The sequence below is a fragment of the Pseudomonas sp. RIT357 genome, assembly GCF_000632245.1.
GTDB classification, from domain to species: Bacteria; Pseudomonadota; Gammaproteobacteria; order Pseudomonadales; family Pseudomonadaceae; genus Aquipseudomonas; species Aquipseudomonas sivasensis.
In genome coordinates, this window is record NZ_JFYX01000046.1 from 1 (window position 1) to 18546 (window position 18546).

The 18546-nt window shown below is 59.7% G+C and carries 14 protein-coding genes; 6 read left to right on the plus strand and 8 right to left on the minus strand.

Annotated features, from left to right (window positions below):
• Both BW43_RS05845 and BW43_RS05840 read left to right on the plus strand, forming a co-directional pair.
• A partial coding sequence (locus BW43_RS05845) for an S-layer family protein (protein WP_032890077.1) occupies positions 1–4347 on the plus strand: 4347 nt, incomplete at its 5' end.
• A 124-nt stretch (positions 4348–4471) separates the two neighbouring features.
• Positions 4472–4810: a hypothetical protein gene (locus BW43_RS05840; RefSeq protein ID WP_032890080.1), complete on the plus strand. Its 339-nt coding sequence runs from the start codon at positions 4472–4474 to the stop codon at positions 4808–4810.
• 40 nt (positions 4811–4850) lie between these two features.
• Here the strand turns inward: BW43_RS05840 and lapD are convergent, their stop codons facing one another.
• Together lapD and lapG are read right to left on the minus strand one after the other, a co-directional pair.
• The gene (lapD, locus tag BW43_RS05835; protein ID WP_032890083.1) at positions 4851–6809 is read right to left on the minus strand and encodes a cyclic di-GMP receptor LapD; all 1959 of its coding nucleotides are present in this window, start codon (positions 6807–6809) and stop codon (positions 4851–4853) included.
• Between the two features lie 11 nt (positions 6810–6820).
• The gene (gene lapG / locus BW43_RS05830) at positions 6821–7537 is read right to left on the minus strand and encodes a cysteine protease LapG (RefSeq protein ID WP_032890085.1); all 717 of its coding nucleotides are present in this window, start codon (positions 7535–7537) and stop codon (positions 6821–6823) included.
• Between the two features lie 267 nt (positions 7538–7804).
• Here lapG and bcsQ point away from each other — a divergent pair, with 267 nt between their 5' ends.
• Complete coding sequence (gene bcsQ / locus BW43_RS05825) at positions 7805–8764, plus strand: cellulose biosynthesis protein BcsQ (protein WP_032890087.1); 960 nt, start codon at positions 7805–7807, stop codon at positions 8762–8764.
• A 241-nt stretch (positions 8765–9005) separates the two neighbouring features.
• Here bcsQ and BW43_RS05820 read toward each other — a convergent pair whose 3' ends face one another.
• The 5 genes from BW43_RS05820 to BW43_RS05800 all read right to left on the minus strand — a co-directional run bounded on the left by BW43_RS05820 (position 9006) and on the right by BW43_RS05800 (position 13169).
• Positions 9006–10193 carry a methyltransferase gene (locus tag BW43_RS05820; RefSeq protein ID WP_032890089.1) on the minus strand — a complete coding sequence of 396 codons (1188 nt, stop codon included), beginning with the start codon at positions 10191–10193 and terminating at the stop codon, positions 9006–9008.
• Positions 10174–10863 carry an ABC transporter permease gene (locus BW43_RS05815; protein ID WP_032890091.1) on the minus strand — a complete coding sequence of 230 codons (690 nt, stop codon included), beginning with the start codon at positions 10861–10863 and terminating at the stop codon, positions 10174–10176. Before BW43_RS05815 ends, BW43_RS05820 begins: the two co-directional genes overlap by 20 nt.
• Positions 10863–11555 carry an ABC transporter permease gene (locus BW43_RS05810; RefSeq protein ID WP_032890094.1) on the minus strand — a complete coding sequence of 231 codons (693 nt, stop codon included), beginning with the start codon at positions 11553–11555 and terminating at the stop codon, positions 10863–10865. Before BW43_RS05810 ends, BW43_RS05815 begins: the two co-directional genes overlap by 1 nt.
• A 74-nt stretch (positions 11556–11629) precedes the next feature.
• Positions 11630–12382 carry an ABC transporter substrate-binding protein gene (locus BW43_RS05805; protein WP_032890096.1) on the minus strand — a complete coding sequence of 251 codons (753 nt, stop codon included), beginning with the start codon at positions 12380–12382 and terminating at the stop codon, positions 11630–11632.
• A 13-nt stretch (positions 12383–12395) separates the two neighbouring features.
• Positions 12396–13169, minus strand: a complete 774-nt coding sequence (locus tag BW43_RS05800) for an ABC transporter ATP-binding protein (protein WP_032890098.1) — start codon at positions 13167–13169, stop codon at positions 12396–12398.
• A gap of 554 nt (positions 13170–13723) precedes the next feature.
• Between BW43_RS05800 and gabP the strand changes: the two genes are divergently transcribed.
• A complete protein-coding gene (gabP, locus tag BW43_RS05795) occupies positions 13724–15115 on the plus strand; it encodes a GABA permease (protein ID WP_032890100.1) in 1392 nt (463 codons plus the stop codon).
• A 113-nt stretch (positions 15116–15228) separates the two neighbouring features.
• Here gabP and BW43_RS05790 read toward each other — a convergent pair whose 3' ends face one another.
• Complete coding sequence (locus tag BW43_RS05790; protein ID WP_032890101.1) at positions 15229–15642, minus strand: hypothetical protein; 414 nt, start codon at positions 15640–15642, stop codon at positions 15229–15231.
• Positions 15643–15845: 203 nt separating this feature from the next.
• Here BW43_RS05790 and BW43_RS05785 point away from each other — a divergent pair, with 203 nt between their 5' ends.
• The gene (locus BW43_RS05785) at positions 15846–16811 is read left to right on the plus strand and encodes an arsenic resistance protein (protein ID WP_032890104.1); all 966 of its coding nucleotides are present in this window, start codon (positions 15846–15848) and stop codon (positions 16809–16811) included.
• 88 nt (positions 16812–16899) lie between these two features.
• Complete coding sequence (locus BW43_RS05780; RefSeq protein WP_032890108.1) at positions 16900–18504, plus strand: glycosyltransferase family 39 protein; 1605 nt, start codon at positions 16900–16902, stop codon at positions 18502–18504.
• Positions 18505–18546: the final 42 nt, after the last annotated feature.

Sequence of the window (18546 nt, forward strand, 5' to 3'; positions counted from 1 at the left end):
GAGAACAGCGCCAAAGTCGGCACCATCGCCGGTAGCTTCGTAGCAACTGACGAAGAAACCCCGACGGCCAGCCTGAAAGTTGATTTCACCACCGGCACCAATACTCAGGGTTACTACACCCTGTCTGGCACTAACGTTGTGCTGACGCAGAAGGGTGCGGACTTCGTCAACGCCGGTAATCAACTGCCGAAAATTGACCTGACCGTCACCGACGCCGACAACGCCACTTCGCACAGCGATGCTCAGCCGGTCGTTACTTTGGTCAACGACATCCCGGTTATCACCGTGGCTGCTACCACCATTGTCGAGAACAGCGCCAAAGTCGGCACCATCGCCGGTAGCTTCGTAGCAACTGACGAAGAAACCCCGACGGCCAGCCTGAAAGTTGATTTCACCACCGGCACCAATACTCAGGGTTACTACACCCTGTCCGGTACCAACGTTGTGCTGACGCAGAAGGGTGCGGACTTCGTCAACGCCGGCAACCAGTTGCCGAAAATTGACCTGACCGTCACCGACGCCGACAACGCCACTTCGCATAGCGATGCTCAGCCGGTCGTTACTTTGGTCAACGACATCCCGGTTATCACCGTGGCTGCGGCTACCATCGTGGAGAACACCGCCAAAGTTGGCACCGTGGCCGGTACTTTCTCGGCAAGCGACGAAGAAACACCGGTCGCCCAACTGAAGATCACCTTCACCACCGGCACCAATTCGGATGGCTATTACAGCCTGTCCGGCACCAACGTTGTGCTGACGCAGAAGGGCGCGGACTTCGTCAACTCCGGTCATCAGTTGCCGAAGATTGACCTGACCGTCACTGACGCTGACGGCGCCAACTCACACAGCACTGGTCAGCCGACCGTGACGTTGGTCGACGACACTCCGATCGCCAGCAACGGCTACATCCAGGGCGACGAAGACACCCCGATCGAATTGACCTGGGCGACCTTCGGCGTTAGCGATGAGGACTCCACAAACCCGAAAGTGGTGTTCACCAGCCTGCCTGCCGGTTCCATCGAGTACTACTCCAACGGCGCGTGGGTCAAACTCAGCGCGACTGATCTGAAAACCGATACCTCTGCCGGTAAGTCGTTCAGCCAGGCGGACTTCGACGGCCACAACGTGCGTTACACCCCGGCAGCCAACGAATCGGGTGACAACACCTTCGCGGCCACAGGTGTGGGCAACAAGCAGACCGATTACACCCAGCTGAAATTCCAGGCTACCGACGGCAATTCCTACAGCGACACCAAGGTCATCACCGTGGATATCCACCCGGTGGCGGATGTGCCGGTTGTGACGGTTGGCGCGTTCGGCGCTGTTCCTACAGGCTTGGTCATTCAAACCTGGACTGGCGGCACTCTGCGCACTGATCTGGGGACCAACGGTAACGGTGTGGTCAATTCCAGCGATCTGATCCGTGTGATCGACGCCAAGACCGCTGCCAGCGCCGTCACCACCGGCGTGACCAGCAGCGTCAGCAACAGCAATGTGGCAGACGGTACCGCGACCAAAGTCTCCGGCCTGATTTACCTGGAAGCCGGCAAGAGCTACACCTTCACTGGTACGGCCGACGACAGCCTGGCAATCACCGTGGGCGGCAAGTTGGTTGCCACCGAGACGTGGAGCAAGGGCAGCGCGATTACCGGGTCGAGCTACACCCCGACCGAGTCGGGCTACTACACCCTGGATATCTACCACTACAACCAGGCAGGCGCGGGCAACTACGACGTCAATGTGTCGATCAACAACGGCGTGTCGATGTCCCTGGGCAACAGCGGCCTGCAGACCTACACCAGCGTGGACGCGTTGAAAGCCGCCGGTGCGGTGCTCGGCGATAGCCATATCGTCAACGGCGAAGGTTATTACACTGGCTACGTCTACAACCGTGGTCTGGAAGACACCGCGATCAAGGTCAGCCCGATCACTACCACGTTTGTCGACAACGACGGCTCGGAGTCGCACAAGGTGGAAATCAGCGGCTTGCCAGCCGGCACCGTGATTACCGACGGCACCACTGGGCACAGCATCACGTCGAACGGCAGCGGCACGCTCTACGATGTCAGCACCTGGAACCTGAAAACCCTGACCGTTACGCCGCTCAAGGATTCGACCGCCAGCTTCGACCTCACCGTGAAAGCCACGGCCACGGAGCTGAGCACTGGCGCTTCGGCGGTAACGACCGGCAAAGTGAGCATCGTGATCACTGCGGTCAACGACGCCCCAACCCTGGACCTGAGCACGGCTGACGGCGCTGTCGCCACCGGCTACAACACCGCGTACACCGAACGCAGCACCACGGGTGTGGCGATTACCGGCAGCGTGGCCATTGGCGACGTCGACAGCACGCAGATGCAAAGTGCGACCATCACCCTGAAAAACGCCAGTTCGGGCGATGTGCTGAGCTCCAGTCTGGTAGCGGTGGGTGGTACCTACAAAGGCATCACCGTGACCAGCGTCGGGACTGACGTCAGCGGCAAGATCGTGCTGACCCTGTCGGGCGTGGCGGATGCGGCGACCTACAAGACGCTGCTTGAGTCGTTCCAGTACTCCAGCACCAGCAAGTACCCGACGCTGGGCGACCGCACCATTGATGTCGCGGTGACTGACAATGAGGGTGGCAACAGCCTGAGTTCGTTGGCGGCAACGACCACCATCACGGTCAAGCCTCAGGTCTACACCCCTGTTACGGAAGGCGGCGCTGCGGTGGATACCATCGACCTGGGCTCCACCTCGACCCACAACATCGTGATTGGCGACAAAGGTGGCATCACCACCCCGGGCACCAACTACAACATCGCGTTCATCGTTGACACCTCGGGCAGTATCGGCTCGAGCGCGATGACTTCGATCAAGTCCCAGTTGTCGACCATCTTCGATACCCTGATCGCCAACGCCAAGTTGACCGGTTCGGGTGTGGTGAAAGTGTTGCTGGTGGACTTCGATACCAAGGTCGAATCGCAAGTGTCGGTCAACCTGGCTGACCAGGCGGCTGCCAAGGATGCGTTGCAGGCTGTGTTGAACAACATGAGCTCCAACTCGACTGACGTGACCAACTACCAGGACGCCTTCAACACTGCGACGGCCTGGTTCAAGAGCTCTGAAGCGACCAGCAACGCCAGTGCGAAGAACCTGACGTACTTCATTACCGACGGTGCGCCGAACGTCTACAACTACACGTACAACAACCCTACTCTTGGGGCGACCAGCCGCTACGGCGATACGGTTTACTTCGACAGCAAGGTCAATAGCAAAAACTACACCCTGGGCCAGTCCACTGAGGTCACCGCAACGATCTACGGCAAGACCCAGGTCATCGTTGACAGCGAAGGCAAGGTCTATTCGTACAACTCGTCCGGCACCAAGACCTTTGAAGGTTATGTCGTGTCCGACGGCCGCGGTGGTTTCGACGTGGCGGGGGCTGTCGGCAACAGCAGCTACTACTACGACTATCCGTTGGAAGCGGCCAAAGACGCTTACGCGGCGTTGATCACTGCGGTCAAGGGCGGGGTTGAGGTTCAGGCCATCGGCCTGGGCAGCAGCGTCGACAAGGACATGTTGCAGAAGTACTTCGATACCGACAAAACGGTCAGCACGATCGACACCGCGAAGCTGGCGGACACCATTACCGGCCACACCGCCGATACCGGTGCCGACAACGTTTCCGGCGGTTCGGGCAACGACATCATCTTCGGCGACCTGATCAGCTACAAAGGCCAGGAAGGCAGCGCGGCACTCAAGGCATTCGCTGCCGAGAAGCTGGCGACCACGGTCGATCAGATCGACGACCGCACCTTGCATCAGTACATCACTGAGCATGTGCAGGACGTCGGTGCTTTGGCCAACGCGTCGAACATCTACGGCACCAACGATGGCGGCGACACCCTGATCGGCAACGCCGGCGATGACATCCTGTTCGGCCAGGGCGGTAACGACACGCTCTCCGGCGGCGCAGGCAATGACATCCTGGTGGGCGGCAAGGGCAACGACATCCTCACCGGCGGCGCGGGTGCCGATACCTTTGTGTGGCTCAAAGGCGACACCAACACCAACGGTGGCTTTGATCGCATCACTGACTTCAAACACGGTGAAGGCGACAAGCTGGACCTGTCCGACCTGCTGCAAGGCAATAACGACACCAACTTGTCGAGCTACCTGAGGCTGACCACCGATTCGTCGGGCAACTCGACGCTGAGCGTGAGCAGCACCGGGTCGTTCACCGGCACCAGTGGCGGCACGGCTGATGTCACGATCAAAGTGGATGGCGCCAGTTGGGGCTCGGGTTCCGCCGCGATCAATAGCCTGATCGCCGGTGGCGACTTGACCGTCAAGCACCACGACTGATCACCATGGGGGCGGCAATCTTTAGGGATTGGCGCCCCCATGGCATCCGCTTCGGCGAAATGTGTGTAATCTCTGTGGGAGCCGTGTGCGGCGCCTGCAGGGATTTTTTATTGGGAGAGGGCTGATGTTCTACGTGCTACGCGATCAATACAACGCTTTGGTGCGTGTCGAGGCGCAGGCCTTCGCTGAAGCCACTGAGACGCTACCGGCTGACCATCACGAGATCCAGGCGTGGTTTGCCGACGATGAGATCGAGACCAGCCTCAAGCAGCTCAAGAGCAGTGACCTTGAGATGATCCGCGTACTGGACGACTTGATTCAGGTGCTGATCACCAAGAACGTAATGAGCATCACCGACTTGCCGCCGGCGGCGCAGACCAAGTTCCTGGAACGCACCCAGGCCCGGGCGGCGCTGGGCGGTTTGAGCGAGCTGATCAATGATGATGAAACTGGCCTGATTTGACGCGCACCTCCTTCACGGCTTAATCGTCAAGGAGGCGTGATTATTCTGTGCTCCACTTCCAGGGCGCCGGTTCACCGACCAGTTGGCCTTGCACCCCTTCAATCCCCATCTCGCGGATCACCCGCAACTCACCCTCGGTTTCCACGCGCTCGGCAATCAGCGGCAGATCAATGCTGTGGGCCGCTCGCTGGATGGCCTCGATAAAGAAGCGCTTGTGGCTTTCCTGGTCAATGTCGCGGATGTAACTGCCGTCGATCTTGAGGTAGGCCAGGCCCAGATGCGCGAGGTTACCGATCATGCTGAAGCGCCCGCCGAAGCGTTGCAGGCCAAGGCTGTAGCCCAGACCGCGCATGCGCCGGATCAGACGTTCCAGTTGTGCCTGTTCGGGGACTTGCTCCTCGCCGATTTCCAGGGTCAGGCGCTCGCCCAGCAACGGGTGTTGTGACAGGCGCTCGAACATGTGCTCCAGGGCTTGCGGATCGTTCAGGGTAGCCGCCGACAGGTTCAGCGCGACCGATTGGTTGTGCTGGCCCAAGTGTTTGATCACCAGATCGAGCATTACCTGGTCGAGCCGCGCGGTCCAACCGAAGCGCTCCAGCCACGGTAGGAAATGCCCGGCGGCGATGGTCTGGTCCTGATTGTCGAGCAAGCGCGACAGCACTTTGTAATGCAGGACCTGGCGGGTATCGCTGCTGCTCACCACCGGCTGGAAGAACAGGCGGAAGCGACCCTGGCTCAGCGCATTGTCGAGCAAGGTGTGCCAGCTGTGCGGGTCGTCACTGACGGTGTCGAGGGTTTGATGTGACAGGCAGACCCAGCTTTGCAGGCTGTTGGCTTCGGCCTGGGTGAGCGCTTGGTCAGCCAGCATCAGCAGGTCTGCCGAGGCGTCGCCGGGGTTATAAGGGGCCAGGCCGATGTGGGCCACGGTGGGCATGTCGGTGGCGCCGGTTTCGTGCAGGCTTTGCAAGGTGGTTTCCAGTTCCTGGGCCAACTGCACTGCTTCGTCGCGCACCAAGCCTGGCGCGAGCACGGCGAACTCGCCACCCCGGCTGCGGGTGATCAGGTTATTGGTTTCCGGGTATTTGGCACAGGTACGCACCAGTTGTTGGCTGACGGCTTGCAGCAACTGGTCGGTGCGTTGCCCGCCCAGACGCTGATTGAGGCCGCCCAGGTCGTTGACCCGCAACATCAGCAGGTAGCCTGAACTGGACTCCTCCATGTTGCTGACCCTCGATTGCAACTGCATCTCGAAATAACGACGGTTGGCCAGGCCGGTCAGGCTGTCCTGGTAGGACTCCACCCGCAGCTTCTCGCTGCGTTCGGTCTGCTCGTGGAACAGCGCCTTGAGTTTCTCCACCATCTGGTTCATGGCCTGCACCACGCGGCGTAATTCCGGGGTGCGGGGCAGGTCGGGCAAGCTGAGGAACTCACGACGCGCGATGGCGTGGGACTGCTCGACCATATAGTCCAACGGTTTCAGCTGGCGACGCAGCAACAGCGCGCCCAGCACTGCACTCGCGGCGCCGCAGATCAACAGCCAACCCAGGCTGCCGAGCGCGCTTTGCCAGAGTTTGGCCAGGGCAAACATCGGGTGACTGACCACCTCAACCCGCGCCGCCTGCTGCCAGCCACGGCTGACAATGGCATCGCCGCCAGCCGGCGCGAGGCCGATCATCTTCACGAACCAAGCCGGAACGCTGCTGGCATCCGGCTCGGCGGCACGCTCCACCAGGACCTGGTCATTGCTCAGGTCCACCACACGGATGCTTGCGTAGTAGCCACTGTCAAAGATCGAGCTGACCATCAGTTCGGTCATCGCCGGGTCATCGATGTTCGGCGTCAACGACAGGGCCAGCGCCGTGGCCGCGTCCTGGGCGTGGGAGCGCAGTTGGTTGACGTACTGGGTACGCGAACTCTCAAGGCTGACGAAGAAGCTACCGCTGAACGCGACCACCAGGAACACGCAGATAGCGATCAGCAATTGTTTGAACAGTGACATCGTAGCTCCTGTTAATTATCCGAACTGGCCGGAAACCCTTCAGCGGTCATTTTTTTCAAGACATCCTGCCAACGTGACAGGCGCTTGGTGTCACCGACTTTTTTGTTGCCCGCCGCGCCGGTCAACCACAGCCCTTCACCGTTGAACGCGTACACCGGCAGCAAATCCGCGCGCTGGCTGGCGGGCAAAATGGCGTCCATCAGGCTGTCCAGTACCAAGGGCATGGCTTCGGGGCTGGCATAGTACGTCAGCACCATGTGCGCGCGATTCTGGCGTAACGCTTTAACGTAGGTAATGCGCAGTTTTTCGGCGGGGACGCCCAAGTGACGCAGGCTGAAGTACTTGGCGATGGCGTAGTCTTCGCAGTCGCCTGCGCCTTTCCACAGGGACTGAATAGGGGTCGCCCAATAATCAATCTCGTGCCACAGGTCGATGTCTTCCTCGTAGCGCAACTGGCGGTTGAAGAACAGATTCACCACTTTGAGCTGCTCGGCCTCACCCACTTGCTTCTGCGTTGACAGCAATTGCTGCCATGCATCAATGCGCTGACGCCCGGGGCCCAGTGGCCCGTAAAGCGACTCGGCGCGGCGGCTGATTTGGCTGAAATCCCAGTCGGCGAGCAAATCGCCCAGCAGGCCGCCACCCAGCAACAGCGTGATGGCGAGGCCGTACAGAATCCGAGGGAATTTAAAGCGTATCGCCACTGCGATTACCCAAGCTTGCAGCATTGAAGGTGCGGCAATGGTGCGGTGATAGCGGGTAAAAAACAATGGCACGATGAAATCACTGCCAGTGAATTGTAGTAAAAGTCCGTCAGTAAATTGGCTGTTTTCCGCTCGTCTGAAAGGGCGGTGGTAATTTCATCAAAATAATGACACTTCTTTAACGCTGTCACAGAATGAAGCCATGAGAACGCCTACAAAAAGACCTGCGGCGAAGCCATACCTTGCCGACCTTTTCACGTCTTTATATGGCGCCGTGAAGGAGCTCCGGCCATGAGCCGCACTGATGATCTATTTGCCCTGTTCGGCAAGAGCGTTTCCCGTGATCCCAAGGGAAGAAACGCTCGCCTGCATTTTTTCGGCAGCGTTCCCTTCGACGATGGCACTCGGGTGAACCATAAAGATGGCTCGCGCATGAGCACTCATGCGTCCCACGCCAATGAACATCATCACAATGAGCCACTGACCACGCTACGCCCGACGGTAGTGGCGCTGGTGTCCATCAATGGTGGTGTTGGCCGCAGTACGCTGGCCACGGCACTGAGCAGCGGTTTGCAGCGCCTGGGTGAGTCGGTCGTGGCATTGGACCTGGATCCCCAGAATGCTTTGCGCCAGCACTTTGGTGTTGATCATGAGCTACCCGGTGTGGGTCGCAGTAGTCTGCTCAACGCGCCATGGAGGACCATCCTGCAATCGGGTTTTGCCGGTTGCCAGGTCATTCCCTTTGGCGACACCGACACCCAGCAAAGGGAAAACCTGCAACGCTGGTTGACCCGCGAGCCGAAGTGGCTGACCCAGCGCCTGTCGGCATTGGGGCTGAGTGAACGGCACACAGTCATCGTCGATACCCCCGCAGGTGACAACGTTTATCTCCATCAAGCACTGAGCGTGGCTGACATCGTGCTGGTCGTCGCCCAACCGAATGCCGCTTGCCTCGGCACCCTGGACCAATTGGATGAGTTGCTGGCGCCTCATCTTGAGCGTGAGCGTCCACCGCGTTGCCACTTGGTGATCAACCAACTGGACGAAAACTCGACGTTCAACCTGGAAATGCTCGACGCCTTCAAGTTGCGCCGAGGTGAGTACCCGCTGGAAGTCGTGCACCGTGATCCGGCGATCAGCGAAGGCTTGGCATTTTCTACGGACCCTTTGGACAACACGGCGACGAGCCTGGCCGGTGACGATATCACCGACCTTTGCCGGTTATTGATCGCTCGCAGAAAACGCGTTTAAAGCGCGGTTTATACGCTTACCTCCAGATGCTTATGCACAATCGGTTGGATGCAGTTGTGATGAAACAGCCATTTTGTGGAGCGGTTCTCAACACAGTGCAACTGCCTGTTTTACGTGCGTTTTATTGTGTGAACAAAAAATGAACAGCGTGGCTTTTGGTCCGCAGCGTAGAGCGCTACAGGGTCTGTAACGAATTCATCAACAGAGTTATCCACAGGTTGGGGTGCGACAATTTCGCCCTTTAATCGCGCTCGGCGAGCACCATCAAGTTGCGCGGCGTTAACGTCGGGTCGCAAAAGCTGCCGACCTCAACCCTGTAGCCACGTTCGCTGAGAAACAGTGCCCGATCCAGCACCAGCCATAACTCCAGCGGGCGCCGAAACAGACCACGCACCAACTCCAGGTTCCTGACCTCGGCCAAGCGCTGCCAACCATGGGCCTCCAACGCCGCCCAGTCTTGTTCGCCTGTGGATAACCCTTTGAGGCGTGCCAGTTCGCGGCAGTAGTCAGCGAAGGGTTTGTCCAGCCAGTGTGTGGGCAGGGACGGCGTAGGCAGGTACTCGTCGCAGCCGCGTAACAGGCGTTGCAATTGATCGAAGCCGAGGCGCCGGGCCATGGAGGTGTCCCGTTGCAGGCGCACGCGTTTGCCGGCGGTTACGGTTTCGCTGAGGGGCAGGCCGAGGTCGTCGAGCGACAACAGCAAGGTGGAAGCGCGGCCCGCGTCGGACAGCGGCTGGTAGGTATCCCCCTGGATGCGGTTATAGCAGCACGGCGCCAGTGCCAGTTGCTTGCAGCCGGCGGCGCTGGCCACTTGCAGCAGGCGTACATGCAGGTCGCCGCAGGCATGCAGGGCCACGGGGGTGTGTTCGGCGCTTATGGCTACATCCGCCATCACGTCTTGCAGACGATGGGTGACGGGCAGGCCGTGGTGCTCGCTCAAGGCTTGGCCCGAAGCGATCAAGGCCGGGTCGTATTCCAGGCAGGTCAGCTGCTGGCCTGTGTGCAGCAGGCGGCGGCCAAGGTGGCCTTTGCCGGCGCACCAGTCCAACCAATGCCGGGGTGTTTGCGCAAACTGCAGCGCCGCGCCGAAGGCTTCGATCTGTTGCCATTTGCGGCCGGGCACATCGACATTCAGGCGGTGCGCGGCGGGTTGCAAGGGCTGCGTTGGTAACTTATCCACAGTGCTGAGTTGCAGCGCCTGGGATGCGAACTGTGGAAAAGGTGCGGGGGCGAGCAGATCATGGGGCTGGTTGTGATTGGCTTCGGCATCGGCCAACGAGCGTTGGCGCAGCCACTGGGCCAGTTCGGGGTATTCGTTTTCCCAAGGCAACTGGCGCTGAGTAAAGGGCCGTGGTCGCCACAGCCCTTGATGCTCGATCAGAAACGCATCCAGTGCCCGGAAGCGCGCTTCAACGTCCCTGGCAGGCATCGACGCGCAGCCAGCGTTCCAGCAGTTTGAAGCCGCGTACCAGCAGGAAGGAGATCAATAGGTAGAACACACCGGCGGTGAAGAACATTTCCACCGTCAGGTAGTTGCGCGCAATGATCGTGCGGGCCATGCCGGTCAGTTCCAGCAGGGTCACGGTGCTCGCCAGTGAACTGGCCTTGAGCATCAGGATCACTTCGTTGCTATAGGCCGGCAAACCGATGCGCGCCGCGCGGGGCAGGATGATATAGAACAGCGTTTTGGGCTTGGACATGCCCAGCGCTCGGGCTGCTTCAATTTCCCCAGGTGGAATGGCCTGGATGGCGCCGCGCAGGATCTCGGCGATATAGGCTGCGGTGTGCAGTGTCATGGTGGCGGTGGCACACCAGAACGGGTCGCGCAGGTACTTCCACATGAAGCTTGAGCGGATGCTGTCGAATTGGGCCAGGCCGTAATAGACCAGAAACAACTGCACCAGCAGCGGCGTGCCACGGAAGAAAAAGATGTAGGCGTAGGGCAGTGAGCGCACATACCAGCGCTTGGATGAGCGCGCGATACCCAGCGGGATGGCCAGGATCAAACCGAGGATCACGGCAATGCTCACCAGCTCCAGGGTCAGGATGGCGCCCTGGATAAACTTCGGCAGCCACTTGATGATGACTTCCCATTCCATTACGTCGTCCTCACGAAGCCGCGGGCGGCGCGTTTTTCCAGGAAGTGCATAGCCACCATCGACAGTGAAGTCAGGCCCAGGTAAATGAACGCGGCGACCAGGTAGAAGGTGAAAGGCTGTTTGGTGACGGTTACGGCGATCTGCGCGTGGCGCATGATTTCTTCGAGACCGATGACCGTGACCAGCGCAGTGTCCTTCATCAGGATCAGGAACAGATTGCCCAGCCCCGGCAGGGCGATGCGCCACATCTGCGGCATGATCAAGCGGGTAAAGATCCGGAACTTCGACAGGCCCAGTGCCACACCGGCTTCGCGGTGGCCCTTGGGGATGGAGATGATTGCGCCGCGCAGTACTTCGGTGGCGTAGGCACCGAAACACAGCCCCAGCGCAATGACGCCGGCGGCGAAGGCGCTGAGGGACAGGTCGGGAATGTCGAGCAACTCACCCAGTGAGCGCATGGCGTTGATCGTGCCGAAGTAAATCAGCAACACCCACAGCAGTTCCGGCACGCCGCGAACGATTGTCGAGTAGGTACCGCCCAGCCATTGCAGCGGCTTGTACGGTGAAGTCTTGGCCAAGGCACCGGCGAGGCCGAGTACCAGCCCCAGGCATAACGCCGTGAGCGCCAGTTTGACGGTCATCAGCGCGCCGGCAGCGAGCGCGGGGCCGAATCCGTAGAGATCGAAATTCATGGTGTTTTCATATCGCGGCAGGCATTGCTGGAAGCCGACGCGCTCAAGTGAGCGCGTCGGGCAGACCGTTCAGGTCATTCGATGCTGAACGGGAAGTACTTGTCGTTGATCTTCTTGTAGGTGCCGTCTGCCTTGATCTCTGCCAGGGCTTTGTTCAGGCGCTCGCGCAGTGGGTCGCCCTTGCGCACGGCGATACCGATCTTGTCGCTTTCTACAACCGGGTCGCCCTTGAACTCGTAGGCGGAACCGTCTTTGCTCTTGAGCCATTCGTACTGCACGTACTTGTCGGCGAGGATGCCGTCGAGGCGGCCGGACGTCAGGTCGAGGTAGGCGTTTTCCTGGGTGTCGTACAGCTTGGCTTCGGTGTCCGGCAGCTTGTCTTCCAGATAGGTACCGGCCAGGGTTGCACGCTGTGCACCGATGACTTTGCCCTTCAGGTACTCGGCGTCAGTTTTGAAGTCCGCAGTGGCTTTAGGTGCGATGAACTGTAGCTTGTTGGAGTAGTACGGGTCGGTGAAGTCGACGGCTTGCTTGCGTTCATCGGTGATGGACAGTGAGGACACCAGGAAGTCGAACTTCTTGGAGTTCAGGGCCGGGATAATGCCGTCCCAGTCGGACACATACACTTCGCACTTCTCGACTTTCATCTTGGCGCACAGGGCGTCGCCGATGTCTTTGTCGAAGCCGACGACGTTGCCGCTGGCGTCTTTATTGTTGAAAGGTGGGTAAGCCGCTTCGATCCCCATCTTCAAGGTTTCTGCCATGGCCGTGGCGCTGAACGCCATCGATACGGCCGCGGCCAGAAGGAATTTTTTATAGTTCTGCATGCATGTTGCTCCGTTAGCGGTTGCTGGACATGAATTGTTTGCAGCGCGCCGAAAGCGGGTTTTCAAACACCTGCTGTGGCGATCCTTGCTCTTCGATCAGGCCTTGGTGGAGGAACACCACTTCACTGGACACTTGGCGGGCGAAGCCCATTTCATGGGTGACCAGCAGCATGGTGCGGCCCTCTTCGGCCAGCGCGCGGATCACATTAAGTACTTCCTGAACCATTTCCGGGTCAAGGGCAGAAGTGGGTTCGTCGAACAGGATGACTTTGGGCTGCATCGCCAGGGTACGCGCGATGGCTGCCCGTTGTTGCTGGCCGCCGGACAATTGCGCGGGGTAGGCGTGGCGCTTGTCGGCGATGCCGACCTTGTCCAGCAGGGCCTCGGCCACTTCTATTGCCTCGGCCTTGCTCTGGCCGAGCACACGGCGGGGGGCCTCGATGATGTTGTCGAGGATGCTCATGTGTGGCCACAGGTTAAAGTTTTGAAATACAAAACCGATTTCGCTGCGCAACCGGTTGATCTGCTTGCCGTCGGCGGCCATCAGTTCGCCGTTTTTCGCGGCCTTCAGCTTGAGTTCTTCGCCGGCCACCAGGATCTGGCCCTGGTGTGGGTTTTCCAGCAGGTTGATGCAGCGTAGGAACGTGGACTTGCCGGAACCGGAGGAACCCAGGATCGAGATCACATCGCCGTCGCGAGCGGTCAGCGAGAGACCTTTGAGTACCTCCAGCTCACCATAGCGTTTGTGCAAGTTGCGGATTTCAAGCGCGGGCGTGGCCTCGGCCATGTGCGGTCCTCATTGTGTTCATTGCATTCCTGCTGTTGGGCCGCCTTCCTGGCGAGGCGCCAAGCTAGCATAGCGTCTTGATGGCAGCCAACAGCGTGGCCGGCGGTAAATGGGGCGTGTGCGGCAGGGTGTCGCATCGGCACAGCAGCGTGTCGCGCCCTCAACAACCGAACAACCGTTTGAACCCGATAAACCGCAGGCTTTGCGTAAAAAAGGGCGCGATGGTGCCAGCTTTGGCCGGGTGTTGGAAGGGTTAAACGGGCAAACGGTACCCATCGGCCCCTTTATGGCGCGTCACGTACTTTTTGTGTGTGTTTTTGGTGCGCTTGTTCGTCTTGAATGTGAGTCGCACGGTAACGCTATAGCGGAATGCCATTGTTCTCAATGACTTGCGACGACTGTCGAATCGTCCTACAGCCCGCGTCAATTGCGACTTCGTAACATTTTGGCGCAAATCTTGCGTAAAAAATAAAGAACGCCCTGTTGGTTTCTTTTCACGAAGAAGACACCAGGCCGGGTGGACCGTTTTCGCAATTCCTCGCAAAGGTGTGTCAATGAGTAGTACGCAAAGCTCCAATGACCTCGAACAGGGGCTCAAACCGCGTCACGTCACCATGCTGTCGATTGCCGGCGTTATTGGTGCCGGTTTGTTTGTTGGCTCCGGCCACGCGATTGCTGCCGCCGGCCCGGCCGTACTGCTGGCGTATGCCGCTGCGGGTACGCTGGTGGTATTGGTGATGCGCATGCTGGCCGAAATGGCCGTTGCCTCGCCGGACACCGGTTCGTTTTCCACCTACGCCGACCGTGCGATTGGTCACTGGGCCGGTTTCACCATTGGCTGGCTGTACTGGTGGTTCTGGGTGCTGGTGATTCCGTTGGAAGCCAACGCTGCTGCGACCATCCTCCACGCTTGGTTCCCTGATGTGGCCATCTGGGCCTTTACGCTGATCATCACGTTGCTGCTGACCGCGACCAATCTGTTCAGCGTGAAGAACTACGGTGAGTTCGAGTTTTGGTTTGCGCTGATCAAAGTCGTAGCGATCGTGGGTTTTGTGATCCTCGGCTTGGCGGCGATTTTCGGCTTCCTGCCGACCAGCCAGGTCAGCGGTGTTTCGCACCTGTTCGACACCCAAGGCTTTATGCCCAACGGCATGGGCGCAGTACTGGCGGCCATCCTGACCACCATGTTCTCGTTCATGGGTACCGAGATCGTCACCATCGCCGCGGCGGAATCGAAGAACCCAGGCCAGCAAATCACCAAGGCCACCAACTCGGTGATCTGGCGGATTGGTTTGTTCTACCTGTTGTCGATTTTCATCGTCGTGTCCCTGGTGCCGTGGAACGATCCGACACTGGCGGCGGTAGGTTCCTACCAGACCGTGCTGGAACGCATGGGCATCCCGAATGCCAAGCTGATCGTCGATCTGGTGGTGCTGGTTGCCGTGACGAGCTGCCTGAACTCGGCGCTGTACACCGCGTCGCGCATGCTGTTCTCCCTGGGCCGTCGCGGTGACGCTCCGGCAGTGGCCAAGCGCACTAATAAGAGCGGCACGCCTTACTGGGCTGTGTTGCTGTCTACCGGTGCTGCGTTCCTGGCGGTCTTTGCCAACTATGTGGCCCCGGCAGCGGTGTTCGAATTCCTGCTGGCCAGCTCCGGCGCCATCGCGTTGCTGGTGTACCTCGTCATCGCTGTGTCGCAACTGCGCATGCGTCAGAAGCGTACGGCGGCGGGCGAGAAAATCGTCTTCAAGATGTGGCTGTTCCCTGGCCTGACCTACGCGGTGATGGTGTTTATCGTGGGGACGCTGACGATCATGCTGTTCCAGGAAGCGCACCGGGTCGAGATTATCGCGACCGGCGTTCTAAGCTTGCTGGTAGTGGCGGCGGGGTTGTTTGTGTCGAGCCGTCGCAAGGCGCAGAGATCAGGCGCTGCGGTGCTTAACTGACCGCAGTCCCAATGTGGGAGGGGGCTTGCCCTCGATAGCGGTGCGTCAGTCGACATCTAATTGACTGAAAACACGCTGTCGGGGGCAAGCCCCCTCTTACATTTTGTTTTGCGTCAGTCCTGGGAAGTCACCAGCGCCTGGGATGCGGCGACGTAATCCGCCTGGAACTGCGGCGACTCGACCCACGCCAGTGCGGCGGCTTCATCGTCGCTGTCCGTGGCCCACTGCCGATATTCGATCAGCGCTGCCAGGATGAAGTCGGTGGCTTCTTCTTCACCTTCCTGTTCCAGCACCAGCGCCAGCAGCGGGTGGGCCAGGAATGCCGCGCACAACGCCTGTTGGCTGGTCTCGCCAGCGACGCGCATCTCCTCAAACAGCTCAGTCAAATCGACCGACTCTAGGTCAATGCGACTGTCATCGCCTGCAAACGCATCCGGCTTGGTCGCTACGGCGCGCTGAGTGCGGTTTTGCTTAGCCTTGGTCTTTGCCCGCTGGGCACGTTTTTGCTGCTTGTTCGGCGAAGCCATGGGCTCGACATCCTAAGGTTCTGGATCTGGGTGGGGTATTGAAGCGCAGGTTGGAGGAAATCCCAAGGGCATCCTCAGAATTGGCGGCGTTGGCGCGTCGTTACGTTCATGGCTTCTGCGGTTGTTGTGAACGGGTAGTACGGGTCGACCCTGCGCCAGTAGGCGCATAAGCTGGTGCCTTCGCAATTTTCTCGAGCGCCTTCATGTCCCGCGACACCCTCGAACACAACCAGATCCCAATCTACTTTGTCGCCATCCTGCTGGCTGCCGTCGTCGGCCTGTTCGCGCCCCAATCCGCCCACAACCTCAACGTATTGATCACCCCCGTCATCGCAGTGCTTATGTACGCGATGTTCCTGCAAATCCCCTTTCTGGACTTGCGCGAGGGCTTGAGCAACAAGCGCTTCCTGTCGGCGTTGTTGTTGGCCAATTTCATTCTGGTGCCGCTGCTGGTGTGGGCATTGACCCGTGGCCTGGTGGAGCGCCCGGCCTTGCTGGTGGGTGCGTTGTTGGTGTTGCTGACGCCGTGCATCGATTATGTGGTGGTGTTTACCCATATCGGCAAAGGCGATTCGCGGTTGATGCTGGCGGCGACGCCGGTGCTGTTGTTACTGCAGCTGGCGCTGTTGCCGGTGTACCTGGGGTTTATGCTGGGCGCGCAGTCCGAAGTAGTGGTTGCGGTGGGACCGTTTGTTCAAGCCTTTGTAGAGTTGATCGTGGTGCCGATGGTGCTGGCGGTGCTCACGACGTCCCTGGCGCGGCGCTACGCAATTGTCAATGCGTGGAATAACGCCTGGGCCTGGTTGCCGGTACCCGCCATGGCGCTGGTGCTGTTCGTGGTGATCGGCTCGCAAGTCACCTCGGTGGTGCGCGATATCGGCCTGTTGGTGCCAGTGATTCCGGTCTATCTGGGCTTTGTGCTGCTGGCGCCACTGATGGGGATGCTGGCGGCGCGGCTGTTCGCGCTGCCGGCGGTCACGGCGCGGGCGGTGACGTTCAGCGCATCCACGCGCAATTCGCTGGTGGTATTGCCCCTGGCGCTGGCCCTGCCTGAAGACGTACGGGGGTTGGCCGCCACGGCGGTGATCCTGCAGACCTTGGTCGAGTTGGTGGCTGAGTTGATCTACGTGCGCCTGATCCCGTGGGCGGTGTGGCCCGCAGGTCGGTAGCTGGGTGAATGTTCAGGTCTGTTCAGGCGATGTTCAGGGGCGTGCTCGGCACCATTAAGTCAGCGCTCCTCACCTGACAGGCCTACCGATGGATCAACGCAACCTTTTTCGCCTGGAATCCCTGGGCATTTTCCTGTTTGCCTTGCTGCTCTTTACCCTGGGGATCTGGGATCAACAGCCCCAGGGATTTGACGGACGTTGGGCGCTGTTCCTGCAAGAAATGTTTCGCCATGGCGCGAGCCTTTTTCCCACGACCTACGGTCAGCCCTACGCGGACTACCCTGGCACCGCTACCTTCTTCAGTTTTGTGTTTGCCCGGTTATTCGGTGCGCCCAATCACTTGGCGAACGTACTGCCCACCGCACTGGCGTCTGCCGGGGGGATTGCGCTGCTCTATCGCCTGCTGGTCCCTGCGAGTCGGCAGTGGGCGCTGCTCTCCGTTTTGTTGACCCTGCTCACCACTCAACTGCTGGAAAAGTCTCGTTCGGTTTGCCTGGATCAGATGGTGGCTTTGCTCTGCGTTGGCAGTTTCTACCTGCTGCACAGTGGCGAGCGCCTGGGCTCGCGATTGAGGCAGTTGGCGGTGTTCCCGCTGTTCATCTTCGGCTTCGCCATACGTGGGCCATTGGGGTTGATTGAGGTCTGCGGCGTGGTGTGTGTGTATTGGGCGCTTGGTAATCCGGGGCAACGGGTCAGGCAGGTGCTGATTCACGGCCTGGTTGGTCTGGCGTTGTTAGCGGTCTGTTGGTGGCTGCTGATAAAGCTGGCGCGCATCAGTGGTGGTGATGGGTTCGCCGAAGAGGTGTTCAGGATGCAAGTGGGCGGGCGCCTGGATGAAAGTGGCGAGCCGTTCTATTTCTATCTTCAACTGAGTTTGTACCGTTACTTCCCTGTGGTGCCGTTGGCGCTGGCCACGCTGGTTGCGTTGCGTCATCGCTGGCGTGAACGGTTTGATGAGCCCGTGCAATTGGTTGTGCGGCTAGGCGCTTGCGGCCTGATGATTTTGATTGGGTTGTCGGTGCCGCACTTCAAGCGCGCCTATTACATCCTGCCCATGGTGCCGATGTTTGCGGCTGTCGCGGCCTATGGGCTCCTCCAGGCGCAAGGCTGGCTTGGGGGCGTGCGTCGATGCTATGAGGGGCTTGTCGCGGCGCTACCGACGTTGTGTGTGGTTGTAGTATTTGTCTGTCGGCATGGGTGGCAAAAGCACGGTTACTGGCCAGACGTTTCGCTGCCGTTGTGGGTGGGCGTGCTGGTGGTGCTGCAAGTCGCTGCGTTGATCGCCTGGCGGCGTATTGCGCGGCTGGTGTCGCTCAGCTTGATTGCATTGGTGGCGCAGTGGTTGCTGCTGGTGGTCGTGGTGGAGCCGGCCAAGGACTTACAGTTCGATACCCGGCAGTTTGTCAGCCAGGTTGAAGCGCTACGTGCCACGCGGCCGGGCCCGCTGGTGTTTATCGACCTCGGTCGGGATACCTGGGCGGTGCGTTACATGATGAACCTGGATCACGACGAGCAACCGGTGTTCATTGGTGGTCATGAGCTTGAACAATTAGCTCATGTGCATCGGCCAGCCTGGGTGGTCGTGGCGCGCAAGGAGGTCGCACTGCTGGCGGGGACGTCGCTGGAGCATCAGCCTCCCGACTTTGAAGGACGGTTGAACGACAATCCGTTGCTGGTGTTCTTGTTGCAGTGAGTCAGCCGGTCAGCAAAAAGCCTGCATTCAGCAGGCTTTTTG

Bases quoted from the DNA above. Each gene is read 5' to 3' on its own strand.
- BW43_RS05840 (WP_032890080.1), top strand. From the start codon at position 4,472: ATGTTCTACGTGCTACGCGATCAATACAACGCTTTGGTGCGTGTCGAG.
- lapD (WP_032890083.1), bottom strand. From the start codon at position 6,809: ATGTCACTGTTCAAACAATTGCTGATCGCTATCTGCGTGTTCCTGGTG.
- lapG (WP_032890085.1), bottom strand. From the start codon at position 7,537: ATGCTGCAAGCTTGGGTAATCGCAGTGGCGATACGCTTTAAATTCCCT.
- bcsQ (WP_032890087.1), top strand. From the start codon at position 7,805: ATGAGCCGCACTGATGATCTATTTGCCCTGTTCGGCAAGAGCGTTTCC.
- BW43_RS05820 (WP_032890089.1), bottom strand. From the start codon at position 10,193: ATGCCTGCCAGGGACGTTGAAGCGCGCTTCCGGGCACTGGATGCGTTT.
- BW43_RS05815 (WP_032890091.1), bottom strand. From the start codon at position 10,863: ATGGAATGGGAAGTCATCATCAAGTGGCTGCCGAAGTTTATCCAGGGC.
- BW43_RS05810 (WP_032890094.1), bottom strand. From the start codon at position 11,555: ATGAATTTCGATCTCTACGGATTCGGCCCCGCGCTCGCTGCCGGCGCG.
- BW43_RS05805 (WP_032890096.1), bottom strand. From the start codon at position 12,382: ATGCAGAACTATAAAAAATTCCTTCTGGCCGCGGCCGTATCGATGGCG.
- BW43_RS05800 (WP_032890098.1), bottom strand. From the start codon at position 13,169: ATGGCCGAGGCCACGCCCGCGCTTGAAATCCGCAACTTGCACAAACGC.
- gabP (WP_032890100.1), top strand. From the start codon at position 13,724: ATGAGTAGTACGCAAAGCTCCAATGACCTCGAACAGGGGCTCAAACCG.
- BW43_RS05790 (WP_032890101.1), bottom strand. From the start codon at position 15,642: ATGGCTTCGCCGAACAAGCAGCAAAAACGTGCCCAGCGGGCAAAGACC.
- BW43_RS05785 (WP_032890104.1), top strand. From the start codon at position 15,846: ATGTCCCGCGACACCCTCGAACACAACCAGATCCCAATCTACTTTGTC.
- BW43_RS05780 (WP_032890108.1), top strand. From the start codon at position 16,900: ATGGATCAACGCAACCTTTTTCGCCTGGAATCCCTGGGCATTTTCCTG.